Below are 16,412 nucleotides of genomic sequence, written 5' to 3' on the forward strand. Positions count from 1 at the left end.
TGTAATGATGTGCCCTTAAAAAAACATTGAAATGGGTGGCCCCGCTTAACCTGTCGCGGGGCCGAGGATGGTGCACATTCTATTCGGCTGCTTCCGTGCGCTTGGGCAGCACCCAGTCGGGGCGTGCAAAATGGCAAGTGTAGCCATTTGGAATGCGTTCCAGATAGTCTTGATGCTCCGGTTCGGCTTCCCAGAATGCGCCAACAGGTTCCACTTCGGTCACGACCTTGCCGGGCCATAGGCCGGAGGCTTCGACGTCCGCGATCGTGTCAAGAGCGACGTCCCGCTGGTCTTCATCCACGTAGTAGATGGCCGACCGATAGCTGAGGCCGACGTCGTTGCCTTGCCGGTTGGGGGTGGTCGGATCATGTATCTGGAAAAAGAGTTCCAGCAATTGGCGATAGCTCACCTGTGCCGGATCAAAGATGATCTCGATCCCCTCAGCATGGGTGCCATGATTACGATAGGTGGCTTGCGGTACGTCCCCACCGGTATAGCCCACGCGGGTTGAAATCACGCCCGCGCGCTTGCGGATCAGATCCTGCATCCCCCAGAAACATCCGCCTGCCAGAACGGCCCGTTGATGGCTCATGCCACATCCTCCACCTGATCCATGTACTCGCCGTAGCCCTCAGCCTCCATCTCGTCGCGGTGCACGAAACGCAAGGACGCCGAGTTGATGCAATAGCGCAGCCCGCCCCGGTCGCGAGGTCCGTCGGGAAAGACATGGCCCAGATGGCTGTCACCATGGGTCGAGCGAACCTCCGTGCGGGTCATCCCCATGGTGGTGTCGCTGAGTTCGGTGACATGTGCAGGCTCAATGGGCTTGGTGAAGCTTGGCCAGCCACAGCCGCTCTCGTACTTGTCAGCAGACGCAAAAAGCGGCTCGCCGGAGACGATATCGACGTAAATGCCCGGCTCCTTGTTGTTCAAAAGCTTGCCGGTGCCCGGGCGCTCGGTCCCGCTTTGCTGGGTCACGCGGTATTCCTCAAGTGACAGGCGCGAGATCGCTTCATCTGTCTTTTCATATTTGGGCATAAGATGCTCCTTTTGTCCTTTGCTTAGTAAATGGGTCAAAAACGTCGGAGTTAAAGAGAAAAACACCTCCGATCACGCAGGCATGACTTTGCGTTCAGCCGCCCTAAATGTACCATCAAGCCGATAGGGAGAGCCTTATGAAACTTCTGTGCAGCATTTTCCTGAGCCTCTGGATGGCAACGGCAGCTTTCGCGGGCATGTCCGGTCACGTGTTCCCATCCATTGATGGTGGCACATTGAACACCGGGGATTGGGCGGGGCAACCGGTGCTGGTGGTCAATACCGCGTCGCAATGCGGGTTCACCGGGCAATATGATGGGCTGCAGGCGCTCTATGATACCTACCGGGATCAGGGGCTTGTGGTACTGGCGGTCCCTTCCGACGATTTTCGGCAGGAGCTGGGCAGCGCTGAGGAGGTCAAGGAATTCTGTGAGCTGAACTTTGCGCTGGACCTGCCAATGACTGACATCACCCATGTTAAGGGCACAAAAGCACATCCGTTTTACCGCGACGTTGCCGAGGTCACCGGGTTCACACCGCGCTGGAACTTCAACAAGGTTCTGATTGGTCCGGAGGGCGATGTGATCGGCACCTGGGGCTCGGCCACGAAACCGCAATCCGCGAAAATCACCGGGGCAATCGAGGCGTTGCTGCAATAGCGTCAGATGCTGCCGCGCCAGACCAGACGGGCATCACCACCCTCCAGCCCGGGGCTGATCCCATAGGCGGCGCGGTAGCTCTTTGAAAAATGCGACAGCGATTTGAAGCCACAGGCGACGCAGACCTCCGTCACCGAAAAGTCGGTTTGCCGCAACAGATCACGCGCCTTCTCCAGCCTGAGCTTCAGGTAGTAGCGCTTGGGCGACACGCCAATGTACTTGGCGAACAGCCGTTCAAGTTGCCGCGTCGAGAGACCGATTGCGTCTGAAATTTCATCCGGGGCCAGCGGATCCTCGATGTTGTTGTCCATGATCTGCAGCGCCGTGGCGAGCTTGCCATTGCGCACCTGTGTCCGGCTCTGCAGGGTGGCGCGTTGCGCGTGGTCGGGCAGGCGTGGATCGGTGTAAACCATCTGGTCGGCAACCCATGTGGCCAGCTCGGTGCCATGATCCGCTTTGATCCGCTCCAGCATCATATCCATGGAAGCCGCGCCGCCCGCCGTGGTGAAGACCCGCCCGTCGATGGAAAAGATCGCGTCCTCCATGATCACATCGGGCAGGATTTCGGTGAGCGCTGCGCGGTATTCCCAATGGGTGGTCACGCGCTTGCCCGCCACCAGACCGGCCAGCGCCAGAACATAGGTCCCGGACGAGAGCGCGCCAAAGTCCATGCCTTTGCGCACCTCGCGGCGCAGCCAGGTGATCAACGGTTTGCCCGTATTGCGCCCCACATCTTCACCGGCGCAGATGACGATGGTTTCGTTCCGGTCCAGTTCGGTCAGGGCACCATCCACCGCGGTGGTCACGCCGTTGTAGGCCGCCACCGGGGCGCCCGTTTCGCTCAGCACCCGCCACCGGTAATACGGTCCCTGTCCGGGGTGCCTGTTGGCAAGGCTCAGCGCTTCGAGCGCGCAGGCAAACCCAAGCTGCGAGAATCCCGGGATCAGTACGAAGGCGTATGGTATACGTGGATCACGCGGGGTCATCAGCAACAGGTCCAGAGCCGGCGGTGGTTTCAAACCTGACCCTAGACGTGATCGCGATGCGCGGACTGGTCGATTTACGTCTTTGAATGTCGCGAAAGCTGCACGGCGAGGATGCCGAGCGCGATGATCGCCACGCCGATCACATCGCGGGCGCCCAGTTTCTCGCCCAGCAGCAAGGCGGCGATGGCCACACCGAGAAACGGGTTGAGAAAGTGGAAGGTGGCGGCACGCGTCGCCCCGATGCGATTGACCAGCCAAAACCACACGAAGGTGGCCGCCAGACCGGGCACCAGCGTGGTATAGGCAAAGGCGGCGATCAGCGGCCACGTGGGATTGAGGCGGGGCGTCTCGAACACCGCGGTGGCCAGCGCCAGCGTCAGGCAGCCCACGAGCATCTGCAGCCCGACGATCATCAGGAAGTTCCCGCCCGAGGTCGCCCCACGCACGGAGAGCGTCGCGATGGTCAGGGCGACCACCCCGATGCCGCAGAGCATCAACCCGTAAAGGTCAATGCCACCGGTGATGCGCGTGCCCATGATCAGCCCGACACCCACAACGCCTGCGACAAGTCCGGCGAGGCTGAGCGGGCGCAGCCTTTCACCCAGAAAGACCCAACCGGCCAGCGCCACCAGCAGGGGCATGGTGGAGGCGATGATGGCGGCAACCGAGGCTTCGATGGTCTGCATCGCGACGAAATTCAGGCCGAGGTAGACCGCATTCTGCAGAATGCCGAAGAGAATTGTCGCGCGCCACTGCGCCGGGGTCAGATGCCAGGATTGTCCCAAGGCACGGGCGATTGCGACGCCCAGCAGTCCCGAGATCAGGTAGCGCAGCGTCAACGCGGCCAGCGGCGAGGCATCGGCCACGATGATGCGGGCAGAGGTAAAGGCCGACGACCACATCAGGGCAAAGGCGAGCCCTGCCAGAATTGCTCGAATGTCCATGGGGGCCTTTCTGACGCATCTGCCTGCGGGCCGACCATTTCCCATATCTGCAGGGAGAGCAAGATGCGCCCGGAGGCGTTGCCGTGTTTGCGCAAGCCGCACTTGTGTCGGATGCGATAGACAATCCCGCAGCGCGCGTTAGACTTCCCGCATAGGTCTAAATTCGCGGAGGGATTCCATGTCTGACCAAATGCTCGACGATACCGGCAAGGCGCCGGAAAAGACCCGTGATGGGCGCATCGAAGCCCTGTTCTTCAGAAGCCGCAATGTGATCATCACGGGCGAGATCACCGACAAGCTGGCGCACAGCACCGTCACGCATCTGCTGGCCCTGGCGGAAGAAAGCGATGATCCGATCAATGTCTACATCTCCTCGCCCGGCGGACATGTGGAAAGCGGGGACATGGTGCACGATGTCATCAAGTTCATCCGCCCCAAGGTTCGCGCCATCGGGTCGGGATGGGTGGCCAGCGCGGGGGCGCTGATCTTTGTCGGGGCAGCGGCCGAGAACCGCTATTGCCTGCCCAACACGCGGTTCTTGCTGCATGAGCCGCGCGGCGGGATCGGCGGACAGGCCACCGATATGATGATCCAGGCCGAACAGATCCGGATCATGCGGGCCCGGTTCCATACGCTCTTTGCCGACGCCACAGGGCAAACACCCGAAAAGATCGCCGAAGACACAGGCCGCGATTTCTGGTTGACCACGCAAGAGGCACTGGACTACGGGCTGGTGGGGCAGGTGATCTCCTCGGTCGATCAGCTTTAACCCGAGGACGCTTTGCTGGGGGGCTGGGTTGACGCTGTCTCAGCCTCCAGAAACGTGGCGAGCACATTCGCCAGCGCGTCCCAATCAGTGAATTCATGTTCCCCTGCGCCGGGGTCATAGTCGCGATCCCGCAGGACCACATGGCGCAGGACCTGCGTGGCAAAGTAATCGTAGCTGCCGGTGCGCACCGCCCCTGCCACAAGCGCGTTCAGGTCGGATTTGAACCGCGTGCGCATTTCCATTTCGGTGATGTACTCCTGCGCTTCGTCCATACCGTCCTCAAAGGCGGCACTCAGGCTGACGGACAGCAGCAGCGTGTCGCGTTCCGCCAATTCCGCGCGGTGCGCGGCAAGCACCACCTCGAATGTCTCTGGATGGCGCCTTTCGTGCACAGGGGCCGCCAGGATGATCTTGTCCATCCCTTCCAGCGACAAGGGCGCGGTTTTGTCCGCGGCATCAAAGAGGGTCACATCGTACCCTGCCTTCTCTGCCAGGCTCTGTGCGAATTCCGCGATTTTCTGGGTTTGCCCTTCGACCGTGGCGAAGACGATAAGAACGTTCATTGCAGCTTCCTCCGTGTATCGGCACCGTTTGGCGGTGCCACCAACTGCCCGCGTCGGGGCGGGCTAGGCAGATGCTGCTGAGATCGGTTTTCCCGCCCCCGGGCGGATGGCGCCCGGGGACAGAAATCAATCGGCATGACCCTTCGGCAAAAGCCGCCGCAGCCAGAATCACGCAGGCTCTTTCACGGGCTGTGATCGAAACCTGACGAAAGGTTAGGGCAAGGCGGCAGGGTAGACCTTGTTCGAGATCAAATCACCGTGTGTCGGCGCGATCACTGGAACAGGCACTAAAAAAGGGCCGCCCGAGAGCGACCCTTGAAAGTCTCAGCGGAGCGGGTTTAGCCGTTCACGCTGTCTTTGAGCGCTTTGGCGATAGTCATTTTGACCACCTTGTCCGCGTCTTTTTTGAATTGTTCGCCGGTCGCAGGGTTGCGCACCATGCGCTCGGGGCGCTCACGGCAGTAGATTTTGCCAACGCCGGGCAAGGTGACCGCGCCACCGCCGGATACTTCGCGTGTGATCAGGTCGCATACCGCTTCAAGGGCTGCGCCCGCGGATTTCTTGTCTGAACCCATTTCTTCGGCCAGTGCCGCAACGAGTTGGGTCTTTGTCATTGGTTTCGCCATGTTCTTGTTCTCCTTAGCTGCCCGATGAGTTGGGCCTCATGTCCGAAATCTACCCGGATGTTGTGTATGAACACAACGATTAGTAGAGTAATGCAAGGGAAAACATGCAAAATTAACCTATTTTATTGGGTTTTTGGCTTTCAGAGGAAGGCCGTCTCCTCAAAGGAGCGCAGTTTCCGACTGTGGATGCGTTCCAGCGGCATGGTCCGCAAGTGTTCCATGGCCCGAATTCCAATCATCAGATGCCGTGCAACCTGCGTTTTATAGAAGTCCGACGCCATGCCCGGCAGCTTCAATTCACCGTGCAGCGGCTTGTCGGACACACAGAGCAGCGTGCCATAGGGGACGCGGAAGCGGTAGCCGTTGGCGGCAATCGTGGCGCTTTCCATATCGAGGGCAACGGCGCGCGACTGGCTGAGCCGCTGCACCGGGCCGGATTGGTCGCGTAGTTCCCAGTTGCGGTCATCATGGGTGGCGACGGTGCCGGTGCGCATGATGCGCTTAAGCTCGTAGCCTTCGAGATTGGTCACCTGTGCCACCGCCTGCTCCAGCGCAATCTGGATTTCCGCCAGCGCCGGGATCGGCACCCAGACCGGCAGGTCGTCATCCAGCACGTGATCCTCGCGCAGATAGGCATGCGCCAGCACGAAATCACCCAGCGCCTGGCTGTTCCGCAGACCGGCGCAATGCCCGACCATCAGCCAGGCATGCGGGCGCAGCACCGCAATGTGGTCGGTGGCGGTCTTGGCGTTGGAGGGGCCGACGCCGATGTTTACCAGCGTGATGCCGGACCCATCGGCCCGTTTCAGGTGGTATGTTGGCATCTGCGGCGTTTTTATCGGGCTGGCCAGCGCCTGATCGCCCTGGGTGATGGTCGCGTTGTCCGTGGAGACAAAGGCGGTATAGCCAGACTCCGGATCGTCCAGCTGCGCGCGGGCATAGGATTCAAATTCGGAAACATAGAACTGGTAGTTCGTGAACAGCACGTGGTTCTGGAAGTGCGCCGCATCCGTCGCCGTGTAGTGGGACAGGCGGGCCAGGGAGTAATCCACGCGCTGCGCGGTAAAGGGGGCGAGCGGCCCGATACCATCGGCGGGCACATAGGTGCCGTTCACGATGTCATCATTTGTCGTGGTCAGATCGGGTACGTCAAAGACATCGCGCAGGGTGAAATCGGCGGCGCCTTCCTGCGGCACGGTCATGCTGGCGTCATTGGCAACCGCGAAATGCACCGGCATGGGCGTTTCAGACGCGCCGATGATCACCGGCTGGTTGTGGTTCTCGATCAAAAGACCAATCTGCTGGGTCAGGTAGCTGTGAAAAAGGTCGGGCCGTGTGATGGTCGCACGAAAACTGCCGGGAGCAGAAACATGGCCAAAGCTGAGCCGGGTGTCCACCTGCGCGAAGGTCGAGGTCTTGAAGAGGACCTGCGGATAGAACGCACGAATGCGCCCCTCGGGTGCGCCTTCGGCCATCGCCTTGACGAAATGGGTGCACAGGAAGTCGGTGGCTTGCGTATAGAGTTGCTCCAACCGCGCAACGGCGGCCTTGGCATCGAGGAATTCTTCGGCCTCTGGGGCGTCGGGGGTCAGGATATCTGTCATGAAAGAGGCTCAATTACTGGAATGAAGTCAAAGCTGCGCACATCGACAAGACCGAGATCGGAGATGCGCAGTTCCGGGATCACCACGAGGGCGAGCAGCGAGTGCTGCATATAGGCGTTGTTGAGGGTACAGCCACAATCGCGCATGGCCTGCATCATCTTGTCGGTTTTGGCGGCGATGTCCCGCGCCGGTTGGTCCGACATCAGCCCGGCGATGGGCAGCTCGACCAGCGCGGTCTCGATCCCGTCCTTGAAGATCACGATACCGCCCCCGACTTCGCCCAACCGGTTCGCGGCCAAAGCCATATGGGCGGCATCGGTGCCGACGACAATCATATGGTGGCTGTCATGGGCCACTGTAGAGGCCATCGCCATCGGTCCCTCGTAGCCGAAGCCCGAGACAAACGCGTTGGTGACCGATCCCGTGGCGCGGTGGCGTTCGACCAGCGCGATCTGGCAGACCTCACCGGTGGCCTGTACGCGACCTTCGGTGACCGGCAGTTCGAATTGCAGGGCTTTTGTGGGTGCCTGGTTCTCGACCACGCCGATCACATTGGCGCGGACCGCATTGGCCCCGCTGGGTGCCGGAATGGCGAAATCATCAGCCGCCAGCACCTTGCCCATATGCACGGTCTGGCGCGCCTTGGCGGGCCAGTTGTAATGCGGGCACTCGACAAGGCATTTGCCATCTTCCGCCACGATCTGGCCCCGCGCGATGACGGTTTCGATCGGCAAGGTGGTCAAATCCGAGGTCAGGATCACATCCGCACGTCTGCCGGGGGTGAGCGAGCCGATCTCGCGTTCCAGCCCGAAATGGGTGGCCGTGTTGATCGTGGCCATCTGCAGCGCCACCACCGGGTCACAGCCGCAGTCTATCGCGTGGCGCACGACCCGGTTCATGTGTCCGTCATTCACCAGCGTGCCTGAATGACAGTCATCCGTGCACAGGATCATGTTGCGCGGATCGAGCCCCTTTCCGGTGATCGCCGTGATCTGCGTTTCCACATCGTACCACGCGGACCCGAGCCGGATCATCGACCGCATCCCCTGCCGCATCCGCGCGATGGCATCTTCTTCGCATGTGCCTTCGTGATCATCTGCGGGGCCGCCGGCAACATAGCCTGCGAAGGCGGGGCCCAGATCGGGCGAGGCATAATGCCCGCCCACGGTCTTACCGGCGTTTTGCGTCGCAGCCATCTCGGCCAGCATCTTGGGGTCGGCGTTTGACACACCGGGGAAATTCATCATCTCGCCCAGCCCGATGATGCCCGGCCACTGCATGGCTTCCGCCACATCCTCTGCTGTGATCTCGAACCCCGTGGTCTCCATCCCCGGCGCAGAGGGCGCGCAGGAGGGCATCTGGGTGAAAATGTTCACCGGCTGCATCAGCGCCTCGTCATGCATCATGCGCACGCCTTCCAGCCCCAGCACATTGGCAATCTCATGCGGGTCGGTGAACATGCTGGTGGTGCCATGGGGAATCACGGCACGGGCGAATTCCGCCGGGGTCAGCATGCCGCTCTCGATGTGCATATGCCCGTCACAAAGACCGGGGACCATGTACCGCCCCTGCGCCGCGATGATCCGGGTGTCTGGTCCAATGCAATGCGACGCATCCGGCACCACACAGGCGATGCGACCGTCCACAATGGCAATATCGTGGTGGTCGAGGATTTCACGGGTGTGCACATTGACCCATGTGCCGCCCTGTATCACGGTGTCAGCCGGGGCGCGGCCCGTGGCAACGGCGATCAACCGGCTGGCGGAATCGGGCCATGTTGGAAAAGAAGCATGCGTCATGTCCCTAGGTGCCATGGCATTCGGGAAGGTTCAAGCAGGGAGGTGCGGATATGGATTACGAAACGGTCACGGCCGAGGATTTCGGCAAAAGCCTGCGCGGCATCGGGTTGAATCTGCTGGTGCGCGATGTCCGGGCCACCTGTGCCTTCCTCGCGGATGTCTTTGACTTCAACGCTCACCGGGTCAGCGACGACTTCGCCATCATCACTGCGGGCAAGGAGGTGTTCCAATTGCACAGCGACGGCACCTATGCGGATAGTCCGCTGCTGGGTCTGCTCCCTGAGAACCCGCCGCGCGGCGCAGGTCTCGAAATCCGGCTCTATGACAGCGATCCGGATGCCGCCGCGTCCAGGGCGGAGGCGTGCGGCGCCATGATCCTGCAGGCCCCGGCCGATAAGCCGCACGGGCTGCGCGAAGCCTATATCCTCTGCGGCGATGGCTACGCCTGGGTTCCCAGCCGCCCGCTTTGAGAACGGCAGGTAGGGTGGGCTTTCAGGCCACCTTCTGCGTCGCGATCTCCTCCCGCAGCCAGGTTGAAAAGGCACGGGCGGCACTCATCTCATGGGCGCGGGGCGACTGGATCAGATAATAGGCCTCCTGCATTCGGGCGCGATGGGAAAAGGGGGCGACCAGATGGCCCGCCTCAATCAGTCCACCCGCAATGGCATCATGCGCCAAGGCGAGCCCGCCACCGGTCATGGCAACCGAAAGCGGCACGGAATAGGTGGTCGCATAGGTAATGGGTGGATCGGGCCAGTCGAGCGTCTGCTCTTCCGCCCAGACCGCCCAAGTGCCCATCATGTTGGCGCAATCATAAAGCGGCTGGTCCGCCAGCGTCTGTAATGTCACCGGATAGTCGGGCGCACAGACCGGATAGTAGTGATCGGTCAGCAGCACTTCGGCGTGCACGCGGTCCGACGGGCGCAGGGAAAAGCGAATTTCCACATCGGCGCCGTCGGCCATATCCCGCGGCTCCCACAACTCGGTGACGATATTGATCTGCACCTCCGGGTGCCTGGCCCGAAAGCGGATCAGCCTCGGCGCCAGCCAGTGAATCGCAAAGGTCAGGTTCGATTGAACCTGCAGGACATCGCTTTCGTTGCGCGTCAGGGCGCGGGTGCCATGGGCCAATGTGCGAAAAGCGTCGCGCACCACCGGCAGATAGCTGATGCCGGTCTGGGTCAGCTCCAGCGCGCGGGGGCGCCGGTGAAAGAGCGGTCGCCCCAGAAACCCCTCGAGGGATTTGATCTGCTGGCTCACGGCGCTCTGGGTCATGTTCAGATCGCGCGCGGCCCCGGTAAAGCTCAGTGTCCGGGCCGAGGCCTCGAAGGCGCGGAGCCAGTTCAGAGGGGGCAGGTCAACCATTATAACCACTTCATTAGTTTTACTTATGGCCAGCTTGCGTTTTTTTCGTTGGTCAGGCAAGCGGCTTGGATGTTGTCATGGGGACAGATGACCCGGAGGATACCCGTGACGGAAATGCGCCCGAATATGGAGAACTGGCAGGAGCGGGTTGACCTCGCCGCCGCCTTCCGCTGGACCGTGCGGCTGAACATGCACGAGGCGGTGGCCAATCACTTTAGCCTCGCCATCAACGAGGATGGCACGCGGTTCCTGATGAACCCGAACCAAATGCATTTCTCGCGCATCCGGGCCTCGGACCTGATCGTCGTGGATGCCAATGACCCGACCAGCATGGAGGGCCCGGACGCGCCGGACCCAACGGCCTGGGGGCTGCACGGTGGTTTGCACCGGCATTGTCCGCACGCCCGCTGCGCCATGCATGTGCATTCGCCCTATGCCACGGCGCTGGCCGCCTTGGCCGACAGCCGTCTGCCGCCGGTGGACCAGAACGCCTGCACCTTCTTCAATCGCTACGTGATCGACGACAACTATGGGGGGCTCGCCTTCGAGGAGGAAGGGGCGCGCTGCGCTCAGCTTTTCGACGATCCAAAAAAGAAGGTCATGATCATGGGCAATCACGGCATCATGATCATTGGCGACACCGTCGCCGATACCTTCAACCGGCTCTACTACTTCGAGCGCGCCTGCATGACCTATATTCTCGCGCTGCAGACCGGCCAGCCGCTGCGCGTGTTGTCGGATGAGGTGGCGGAAAAGACCGCACAGGAACTGGAAAGCTACCCCGAACAGGATGCCCGACATCTGGCGGAATTGAAGGCGATCCTAGATGAGGAGGGCTCGACGTATGCCCAGTGATACAGAAGCCCAGGAGAGAGCCAGCCACGCGGAGGTGCGCGAGGCCGGGCGCTGGAACTTCCGGCCGCCAACGCCGCTGGCGCAGAACCCGCTGTTTCAATGGCCGCCGCGTCCGCGCGCGATTTTCCAATGGTACGCGGCCTTCTGGCTCGAAATCTCGACAACAACCTTGTGCTTTGTGCTGGCCCTGCTGGCCTATTTCGCAATTCTGCCGGAACTGGCGGAGATGCAGGTGCTGGCCTGGGGTTGGGTCGCGAAGGTCTGGCTGGCCAATCTGGTCCCGCAGGTGATCTGTGCGGGCATGCTGCACTACTGGCTGATCATGCGCAAAGGGCAGGGCGACCGCACCAAATACGACCCGCGCGATCAGGCGCGCAATAACGGCACCTTCACCTTCGGCAACCAAGTGCACGACAATATGTTCTGGCACATCGCCAGCGGGATTACCCTGTGGACGGCTGCGCAGGTACTGGTCTTCTGGGCAATGGCGAACGGCTATGCGCCAACCATGCTCTTTCCCGGTAATCCGGTCTGGTTTGTGGCGTTTTTTGTGGTGTTGCCAATTTGGTCAAGTTTCCATTTCTACTGGATTCACCGGCTGTTGCACTGGCCGCCGCTCTACAAGCTGGCGCATTCCCTGCACCACCGCAACGTGAACGTGGGGCCGTGGTCGGGGATTTCCATGCACCCGGTTGAACACCTGCTCTTCTACACCAACTTTGCCATTCATTTCATCGTCCCCAGCCATCCGCTGCATGTGCTTTTTCACGGCTACGTGCAATCCACCCACCCGGTGTTTTCGCATTCCGGCTTCGAGGAGATCGTCGTCGGGGACAAGCGACAGGCCAAGGCGGGCGTGTTCTTTCATCAGCTGCACCATCGCTATTTCGAGTGCAACTACGGCACGGTCGAAATGCCCTGGGACCGCTGGTTTGGCAGCTACCATGACGGTTCGGCGCAGGCCACGGAAGAGACCCGCGCGCGCAAGAAGCAGATGTACACCTGATGGTGGTCCGCGTGGTCATCGACGATCTGTCGTGCTGGACGAGTACGCGGCGCTTGGGGAAGTGAGGCCGCGCGCCGCCTTCCTTTCACCGTATGCAAGAGACCTGACAGATGACGACATTTGGCCTGACTGACGAACATCAGATGATTGCGGAGACCGTCCGCAGCTTTGTTGAAAATGAAATCTACCCGCATGAAGAACTGGTCGAACGCACCGGCGAGGTGCCTGCTGAGATTGCGCAGGAGATCAAGCGCAAGACGATTGAGCTGGGCTTCTATGCTTGCAACTTTCCCGAAAGTGTTGGCTGCGCAGGGCTGAACCATCTGGAGTTTGCACTTGTCGAGCGGGAATTGGGGCGCGGCTCCATGGCGCTCAATCATTTCTTTGGACGACCGCAGAATATCCTGATGGCCTGTGAAGGCGCGCAGGTGGAGCGTTACCTGATGCCCGCGGTGCGGGGCGAGAAGATGGACGCGCTGGCCATGACGGAACCGGGCGCGGGGTCGGACGTGCGGGGCATGAAATGCGCCGCCGTGCGGGACGGTGGCTATTGGGTGGTGAACGGCACCAAGCATTTCATTTCGGGCGCGGAGCATGCGGATTTCATCATCGTCTTCATCGCAACCGGAGAGGACCAGACGCCGAAGGGACCGAAGAAGCGGATTACGGCGTTTCTGGTCGATCGCGGCACGCCCGGTTTCATCATCCGCGACGGGTACAAGTCGGTGAGCCACCGCGGCTACAAGAACATGATCCTCGACTTCGATGACTGCCGTCTGCCGGACGCGCAGGTTCTGGGGGAGGTCGATGGCGGGTTCGAGGTGATGAACACCTGGCTTTATGCAACCCGGATTACGGTCGCCGCGATGTCTGTGGGTCGTGCGCGGCGGGTGTTCGATTTTGCGTTGAACTACGCCGCAGAGCGGGAGCAATTCGGTCAAAAGATCGGAAAATTTCAAGGGGTCAGTTTCCAGCTCGCCGATATGATCACGGAGATCGACGCCGCGGATCTGCTGACGCTTGCCAGCGCTGACCGGCTGGACAGGGGATTGCCCGCAAACCGCGAGATCGCGAGTGCGAAGCTTTATGCCAGCGAGATGCTGGCGCGGGTCACGGATGCGGCGATCCAGGTGCATGGCGGCATGGGGCTGATGGATGACTATCCGCTGGAGCGGTTCTGGCGGGATGCGCGGGTGGAACGCATCTGGGATGGGACGAGCGAGATCCAGCGCCATATCATCAGCCGCGATCTGCTGCGCGCGCTGGGGGCATAGGGTTTTATGCCTCCGGCGGGGATATTTTGGGCCAGAAGAAGCGCTGGGGGTTTCGGGTGAGCCGTGACTTTGATCGTTTGTTGCGGCCCCGGTCCGTGGCTGTTATCGGCGGCGGTATGTGGTGTCAGCAGGTGGTGCGGCAGCTGCATGGCATGGGGTTTGGCGGTGAGATCTGGCGGGTGCATCCTGACCCTGCGCGGGTGGAGGGGATTGCCGCCGTGGCATCGGTTGCTGATCTGCCCGGTGTGCCGGACGCGGTTTTCATTGGTGTGAACAGGCATCTGACCGTGCAGGTCGTGTCGGCTTTGGCGCAGATGGGGGCGGGGGGCGCGGTCTGTTTCGCGTCAGGCTTCTCCGAAGCGACCGGAGAAGATGGCAGCGCCCATGATTTGCAATCGGCTCTGGTTGCGGCGGCGGGCGATATGCCCATCCTCGGGCCGAATTGTTATGGGTTCATCAACGCGCTGGACGGCGCAATGCTCTGGCCGGATCAGCATGGTTGTGTGTCGGTGGAGCGGGGTGTCGCGATCCTGACACAGAGCTCCAACATCGCGATCAACCTGACGATGCAGCAACGCGGGCTGCCAATTGCCTTTGTCGGGACCTGTGGGAACATGGCCCAGACCTCGCAGGCGGATCTGGCTTCTGCACTGTTGGATGATCCGCGGATCACCGCAATTGGTCTGCATATTGAAGGGTTCGGGGGTACTGCGGCCTGGCACGCGCTGGCCATAAAAGCACATGGCAAGGGGGTGCCGCTGGTGGCTTTGAAGGCGGGCGTGTCGCAAGAAGCGCAACGCGCGACCCTGTCGCATACCGCCTCCCTTGCGGGCAGCGATGCCGGGGCCGCCGCTTTTCTGGCGCGTTTGGGGATTGCTCGTGTGCATGATTTGCCGAGCTTTCTGGAAACCTTGAAGCTGCTGCATGTCGCGGGTCCGCTGGAGCACCCCACTTTGTCGAGCATCAGCTGTTCCGGGGGAGAGGCCAGCCTGGCGGCAGACGCCGCCGTGGGCATGCGGCTGTCCTTTCCGGCGCTGGAACCTCAGCAAAAGACGGCGTTGCAGGAGGTATTGGGCCCGATGGTCGCCCTGTCCAATCCGCTGGACTATCACACCTATATCTGGGGGGATGCCCGTAAAATGGCGGCGGCCTGGACCCCGATGGCGGCAGCACATATCGGATTGGTTTTGATACTCGTTGACTACCCGCATACCGATGCTGCGGATTGGCATTGCGCGACCGAGGCTGCGATTGCGACTTACCGGGCCAGCGGGCGGCCCGTGGCCGTGGTCTCGACGCTGCCGGAACTGATGCCCGCTGAGGTTGCCGCGACGTTGATGCAGGCCGGGGTCACCCCGCTCTTTGGCCTGCGCGAGGCGATGGTGGCGGCGGAGGCGGCGGCGCATCTGTCCGCGCCTAGTGTCGCGCCGCCCTTGGTTGCGTCACCGCCCGCCACGCCCCGGATGCTGAAGGAGGCAGAGGCGAAAGGCCTGTTGCAACGCTTTGGTGTGATCGTGCCTGCCCATTTGGTCTGCGAGGATGTTTTGCAGGTTGATGCCACGGCGCTGCGCGCGCCCTTGGCGCTCAAGGCACAGGGGATTGCGCATAAATCGGAAGTTGGCGCGGTGCGTCTTGGCCTGTCTCACGGTGATCTGCCTGATGCGGCACGGACGCTGCCCAAGGGCAGTTTGCTGATCGAAGAGATGGTGCAGGGCGGTATCGCCGAACTGCTGATCGGGGTCACTGTGGATGCCGCACACGGCTACGTCCTGACCCTCGGAACCGGCGGTGTCATGACGGAATTGTGGCAGGACAGCGCGTCGTTACTGCTGCCGGTGACCGAGATGGACGTCCGGCAGGCCCTGTGCCACCTCAAAACCTACCCGCTGCTGACTGGGTTTCGCGGCAAGCCACCCGTTGATTTGAGTGCGATTGTCGAGACCGTTATGGCGCTGCAGAGATGTGTGATTGCGCATCAGGGCGAGATCGCGGAAGTTGAGATCAACCCGCTGATCTGTACACCGACATCGGCGGTTGCCGCGGATGCGCTGATGGTGCTGGATACGTCGGCGATTTCAGAAGGAGAGAGGCATGGACCCGATCAAAACTGCTCGTAAGGGGGCCATCCTTGAGGTCACGCTGGACCGACCCAAGGCAAATGCCATCGATCTGAAAACCTCTCGCATTATGGGGGAGGTCTTTGCCGAGTTTCGCGATAACCCGGCGCTGCGTGTCGCCATCCTCACCGGTGCGGGTGAGAAATTCTTTTGCCCCGGTTGGGATCTGAAGGCCGCAGCCGAGGGCGACGCGGTGGATGGAGATTACGGCGTTGGCGGGTTCGGCGGGCTGCAGGAATTGCGTGGGTTGAACAAACCGGTGATTGCCGCCGTGAACGGGATCGCCTGTGGGGGTGGGTTGGAGCTGGCCCTGAGCGCTGACATGATCCTGGCGGCGGATCATGCGACCTTTGCCCTGCCGGAAATCCGGTCGGGCACCGTGGCGGATGCGGCGTCCGTGAAGCTGCCTAAACGCATTCCCTATCACATCGCGATGGAACTGCTGTTGACCGGCAGATGGTTTGACGCGCAGGAGGCGCACCGCTGGGGGCTGGTCAATGAGGTTGTGCCGGCCACAGAGCTGAAGCAGCGGGTCTGGGCGCTGGCGGAGCTGATCGCCTCCGGTCCGCCGCTTGTTTACGCCGCCATCAAGGAGATCGTGCGGGACGCGGAGGATGCCAAGTTCCAGGATGCGATGAACCGGATCACCGGGCGGCAGCTTGAAACGGTGGACCGGCTTTATGCTTCCGAAGACCAGTTGGAAGGCGCGCGGGCCTTTGCGGAAAAACGCGACCCGGTGTGGAAAGGCCGCTGATTGGATTTGCCGAAACCACCCGTCTGCCGCTATGGGAGGTGACGGTTTGAAAG

17 protein-coding genes are annotated in these 16,412 nt (G+C 61.5%); 8 read left to right on the top strand and 9 right to left on the bottom strand.

All coding sequences use genetic code 11. From position 1 onward, the window contains the following. Nucleotides 1–79: 79 nt before the first annotated feature. Both msrA and msrB read right to left on the bottom strand, forming a co-directional pair. Complete coding sequence (msrA, locus tag ISX84_RS15420; RefSeq protein WP_195821263.1) at nucleotides 80–592, bottom strand: peptide-methionine (S)-S-oxide reductase MsrA; 513 nt, start codon at nucleotides 590–592, stop codon at nucleotides 80–82. After that, the gene (gene msrB / locus ISX84_RS15425) at nucleotides 589–1,038 is read right to left on the bottom strand and encodes a peptide-methionine (R)-S-oxide reductase MsrB (RefSeq protein ID WP_195821264.1); all 450 of its coding nucleotides are present in this window, start codon (nucleotides 1,036–1,038) and stop codon (nucleotides 589–591) included. The genes msrA and msrB overlap by 4 nt, the downstream gene beginning before the upstream one ends. Nucleotides 1,039–1,175: 137 nt before the next feature. Here msrB and ISX84_RS15430 point away from each other — a divergent pair, with 137 nt between their 5' ends. Further along, nucleotides 1,176–1,697: a glutathione peroxidase gene (locus ISX84_RS15430; RefSeq protein WP_195821265.1), complete on the top strand. Its 522-nt coding sequence runs from the start codon at nucleotides 1,176–1,178 to the stop codon at nucleotides 1,695–1,697. Nucleotides 1,698–1,699: 2 nt separating this feature from the next. Here ISX84_RS15430 and ISX84_RS15435 read toward each other — a convergent pair whose 3' ends face one another. Next, on the bottom strand, nucleotides 1,700–2,683 hold the full coding sequence (locus ISX84_RS15435) for a GlxA family transcriptional regulator (RefSeq protein ID WP_195821266.1): 984 nt from the start codon (nucleotides 2,681–2,683) through the stop codon (nucleotides 1,700–1,702). Nucleotides 2,684–2,757: 74 nt separating this feature from the next. Beyond that, nucleotides 2,758–3,627 (bottom strand): DMT family transporter, encoded by an 870-nt coding sequence (locus ISX84_RS15440; protein ID WP_195821267.1) that lies wholly within the window; start codon nucleotides 3,625–3,627, stop codon nucleotides 2,758–2,760. A 178-nt stretch (nucleotides 3,628–3,805) separates the two neighbouring features. Here ISX84_RS15440 and ISX84_RS15445 point away from each other — a divergent pair, with 178 nt between their 5' ends. Next, a complete protein-coding gene (locus ISX84_RS15445) occupies nucleotides 3,806–4,396 on the top strand; it encodes an ATP-dependent Clp protease proteolytic subunit (RefSeq protein WP_195821268.1) in 591 nt (196 codons plus the stop codon). On the opposite strand, the gene ISX84_RS15450 is transcribed toward ISX84_RS15445, so the two are convergent. The 4 genes from ISX84_RS15450 to ade form a co-directional block, all read right to left on the bottom strand. Then, nucleotides 4,393–4,959, bottom strand: a complete 567-nt coding sequence (locus ISX84_RS15450; protein WP_195821269.1) for a flavodoxin domain-containing protein — start codon at nucleotides 4,957–4,959, stop codon at nucleotides 4,393–4,395. The two genes, ISX84_RS15445 and ISX84_RS15450, sit on opposite strands and share 4 nt — an antisense overlap. A 338-nt stretch (nucleotides 4,960–5,297) precedes the next feature. After that, the gene (locus ISX84_RS15455) at nucleotides 5,298–5,585 is read right to left on the bottom strand and encodes an HU family DNA-binding protein (RefSeq protein WP_195821270.1); all 288 of its coding nucleotides are present in this window, start codon (nucleotides 5,583–5,585) and stop codon (nucleotides 5,298–5,300) included. Nucleotides 5,586–5,725: 140 nt separating this feature from the next. Beyond that, a complete protein-coding gene (locus ISX84_RS15460) occupies nucleotides 5,726–7,189 on the bottom strand; it encodes an AMP nucleosidase (RefSeq protein ID WP_195821271.1) in 1,464 nt (487 codons plus the stop codon). Then, entirely contained in the window at nucleotides 7,186–8,988 is a 1,803-nt protein-coding gene (gene ade, locus ISX84_RS15465; RefSeq protein ID WP_195821272.1) for an adenine deaminase, read from the bottom strand. The genes ISX84_RS15460 and ade overlap by 4 nt, the downstream gene beginning before the upstream one ends. 50 nt (nucleotides 8,989–9,038) lie before the next feature. On the opposite strand from ade, the gene ISX84_RS15470 reads away from it, so the two are divergent. Continuing rightward, nucleotides 9,039–9,458: a VOC family protein gene (locus ISX84_RS15470; protein WP_195821273.1), complete on the top strand. Its 420-nt coding sequence runs from the start codon at nucleotides 9,039–9,041 to the stop codon at nucleotides 9,456–9,458. Nucleotides 9,459–9,480: 22 nt separating this feature from the next. Here the strand turns inward: ISX84_RS15470 and ISX84_RS15475 are convergent, their stop codons facing one another. Then, complete coding sequence (locus ISX84_RS15475) at nucleotides 9,481–10,353, bottom strand: LysR substrate-binding domain-containing protein (protein ID WP_229884330.1); 873 nt, start codon at nucleotides 10,351–10,353, stop codon at nucleotides 9,481–9,483. Between the two features lie 114 nt (nucleotides 10,354–10,467). Between ISX84_RS15475 and ISX84_RS15480 the strand changes: the two genes are divergently transcribed. The 5 genes from ISX84_RS15480 (at nucleotide 10,468) to ISX84_RS15500 (ending at nucleotide 16,359) form a co-directional block, all read left to right on the top strand. After that, nucleotides 10,468–11,208: a class II aldolase and adducin N-terminal domain-containing protein gene (locus ISX84_RS15480; RefSeq protein WP_229884356.1), complete on the top strand. Its 741-nt coding sequence runs from the start codon at nucleotides 10,468–10,470 to the stop codon at nucleotides 11,206–11,208. Continuing rightward, nucleotides 11,198–12,214: a sterol desaturase family protein gene (locus tag ISX84_RS15485; RefSeq protein WP_195821274.1), complete on the top strand. Its 1,017-nt coding sequence runs from the start codon at nucleotides 11,198–11,200 to the stop codon at nucleotides 12,212–12,214. The genes ISX84_RS15480 and ISX84_RS15485 overlap by 11 nt, the downstream gene beginning before the upstream one ends. Before the next feature lie 110 nt (nucleotides 12,215–12,324). Further along, nucleotides 12,325–13,488, top strand: a complete 1,164-nt coding sequence (locus tag ISX84_RS15490) for an acyl-CoA dehydrogenase family protein (RefSeq protein ID WP_195821275.1) — start codon at nucleotides 12,325–12,327, stop codon at nucleotides 13,486–13,488. A gap of 56 nt (nucleotides 13,489–13,544) precedes the next feature. Beyond that, nucleotides 13,545–15,605 (top strand): acetate--CoA ligase family protein, encoded by a 2,061-nt coding sequence (locus tag ISX84_RS15495; protein WP_195821276.1) that lies wholly within the window; start codon nucleotides 13,545–13,547, stop codon nucleotides 15,603–15,605. Then, the gene (locus tag ISX84_RS15500) at nucleotides 15,580–16,359 is read left to right on the top strand and encodes a carnitinyl-CoA dehydratase (RefSeq protein WP_195821277.1); all 780 of its coding nucleotides are present in this window, start codon (nucleotides 15,580–15,582) and stop codon (nucleotides 16,357–16,359) included. Before ISX84_RS15495 ends, ISX84_RS15500 begins: the two co-directional genes overlap by 26 nt. The last annotated feature ends 53 nt before the right edge of the window (nucleotides 16,360–16,412 follow it).

This window comes from Roseobacter sp. MH60115, assembly GCF_015644665.1.
Taxonomy (GTDB): Bacteria; Pseudomonadota; Alphaproteobacteria; order Rhodobacterales; family Rhodobacteraceae; genus Roseobacter.

What these genes read in the sequence shown, in the direction of transcription:
- msrB (WP_195821264.1), bottom strand. Translation starts at nt 1,038, where the DNA reads ATGCCCAAATATGAAAAGACAGATGAAGCGATCTCGCGCCTGTCACTT.
- ade (WP_195821272.1), bottom strand. Translation starts at nt 8,988, where the DNA reads ATGACGCATGCTTCTTTTCCAACATGGCCCGATTCCGCCAGCCGGTTG.
- ISX84_RS15435 (WP_195821266.1), bottom strand. Translation starts at nt 2,683, where the DNA reads ATGACCCCGCGTGATCCACGTATACCATACGCCTTCGTACTGATCCCG.
- ISX84_RS15460 (WP_195821271.1), bottom strand. Translation starts at nt 7,189, where the DNA reads ATGACAGATATCCTGACCCCCGACGCCCCAGAGGCCGAAGAATTCCTC.
- ISX84_RS15440 (WP_195821267.1), bottom strand. Translation starts at nt 3,627, where the DNA reads ATGGACATTCGAGCAATTCTGGCAGGGCTCGCCTTTGCCCTGATGTGG.
- ISX84_RS15470 (WP_195821273.1), top strand. Translation starts at nt 9,039, where the DNA reads ATGGATTACGAAACGGTCACGGCCGAGGATTTCGGCAAAAGCCTGCGC.
- msrA (WP_195821263.1), bottom strand. Translation starts at nt 592, where the DNA reads ATGAGCCATCAACGGGCCGTTCTGGCAGGCGGATGTTTCTGGGGGATG.
- ISX84_RS15500 (WP_195821277.1), top strand. Translation starts at nt 15,580, where the DNA reads ATGGACCCGATCAAAACTGCTCGTAAGGGGGCCATCCTTGAGGTCACG.
- ISX84_RS15490 (WP_195821275.1), top strand. Translation starts at nt 12,325, where the DNA reads ATGACGACATTTGGCCTGACTGACGAACATCAGATGATTGCGGAGACC.
- ISX84_RS15485 (WP_195821274.1), top strand. Translation starts at nt 11,198, where the DNA reads ATGCCCAGTGATACAGAAGCCCAGGAGAGAGCCAGCCACGCGGAGGTG.
- ISX84_RS15455 (WP_195821270.1), bottom strand. Translation starts at nt 5,585, where the DNA reads ATGGCGAAACCAATGACAAAGACCCAACTCGTTGCGGCACTGGCCGAA.
- ISX84_RS15450 (WP_195821269.1), bottom strand. Translation starts at nt 4,959, where the DNA reads ATGAACGTTCTTATCGTCTTCGCCACGGTCGAAGGGCAAACCCAGAAA.
- ISX84_RS15480 (WP_229884356.1), top strand. Translation starts at nt 10,468, where the DNA reads ATGCGCCCGAATATGGAGAACTGGCAGGAGCGGGTTGACCTCGCCGCC.
- ISX84_RS15445 (WP_195821268.1), top strand. Translation starts at nt 3,806, where the DNA reads ATGTCTGACCAAATGCTCGACGATACCGGCAAGGCGCCGGAAAAGACC.
- ISX84_RS15430 (WP_195821265.1), top strand. Translation starts at nt 1,176, where the DNA reads ATGAAACTTCTGTGCAGCATTTTCCTGAGCCTCTGGATGGCAACGGCA.
- ISX84_RS15475 (WP_229884330.1), bottom strand. Translation starts at nt 10,353, where the DNA reads ATGGTTGACCTGCCCCCTCTGAACTGGCTCCGCGCCTTCGAGGCCTCG.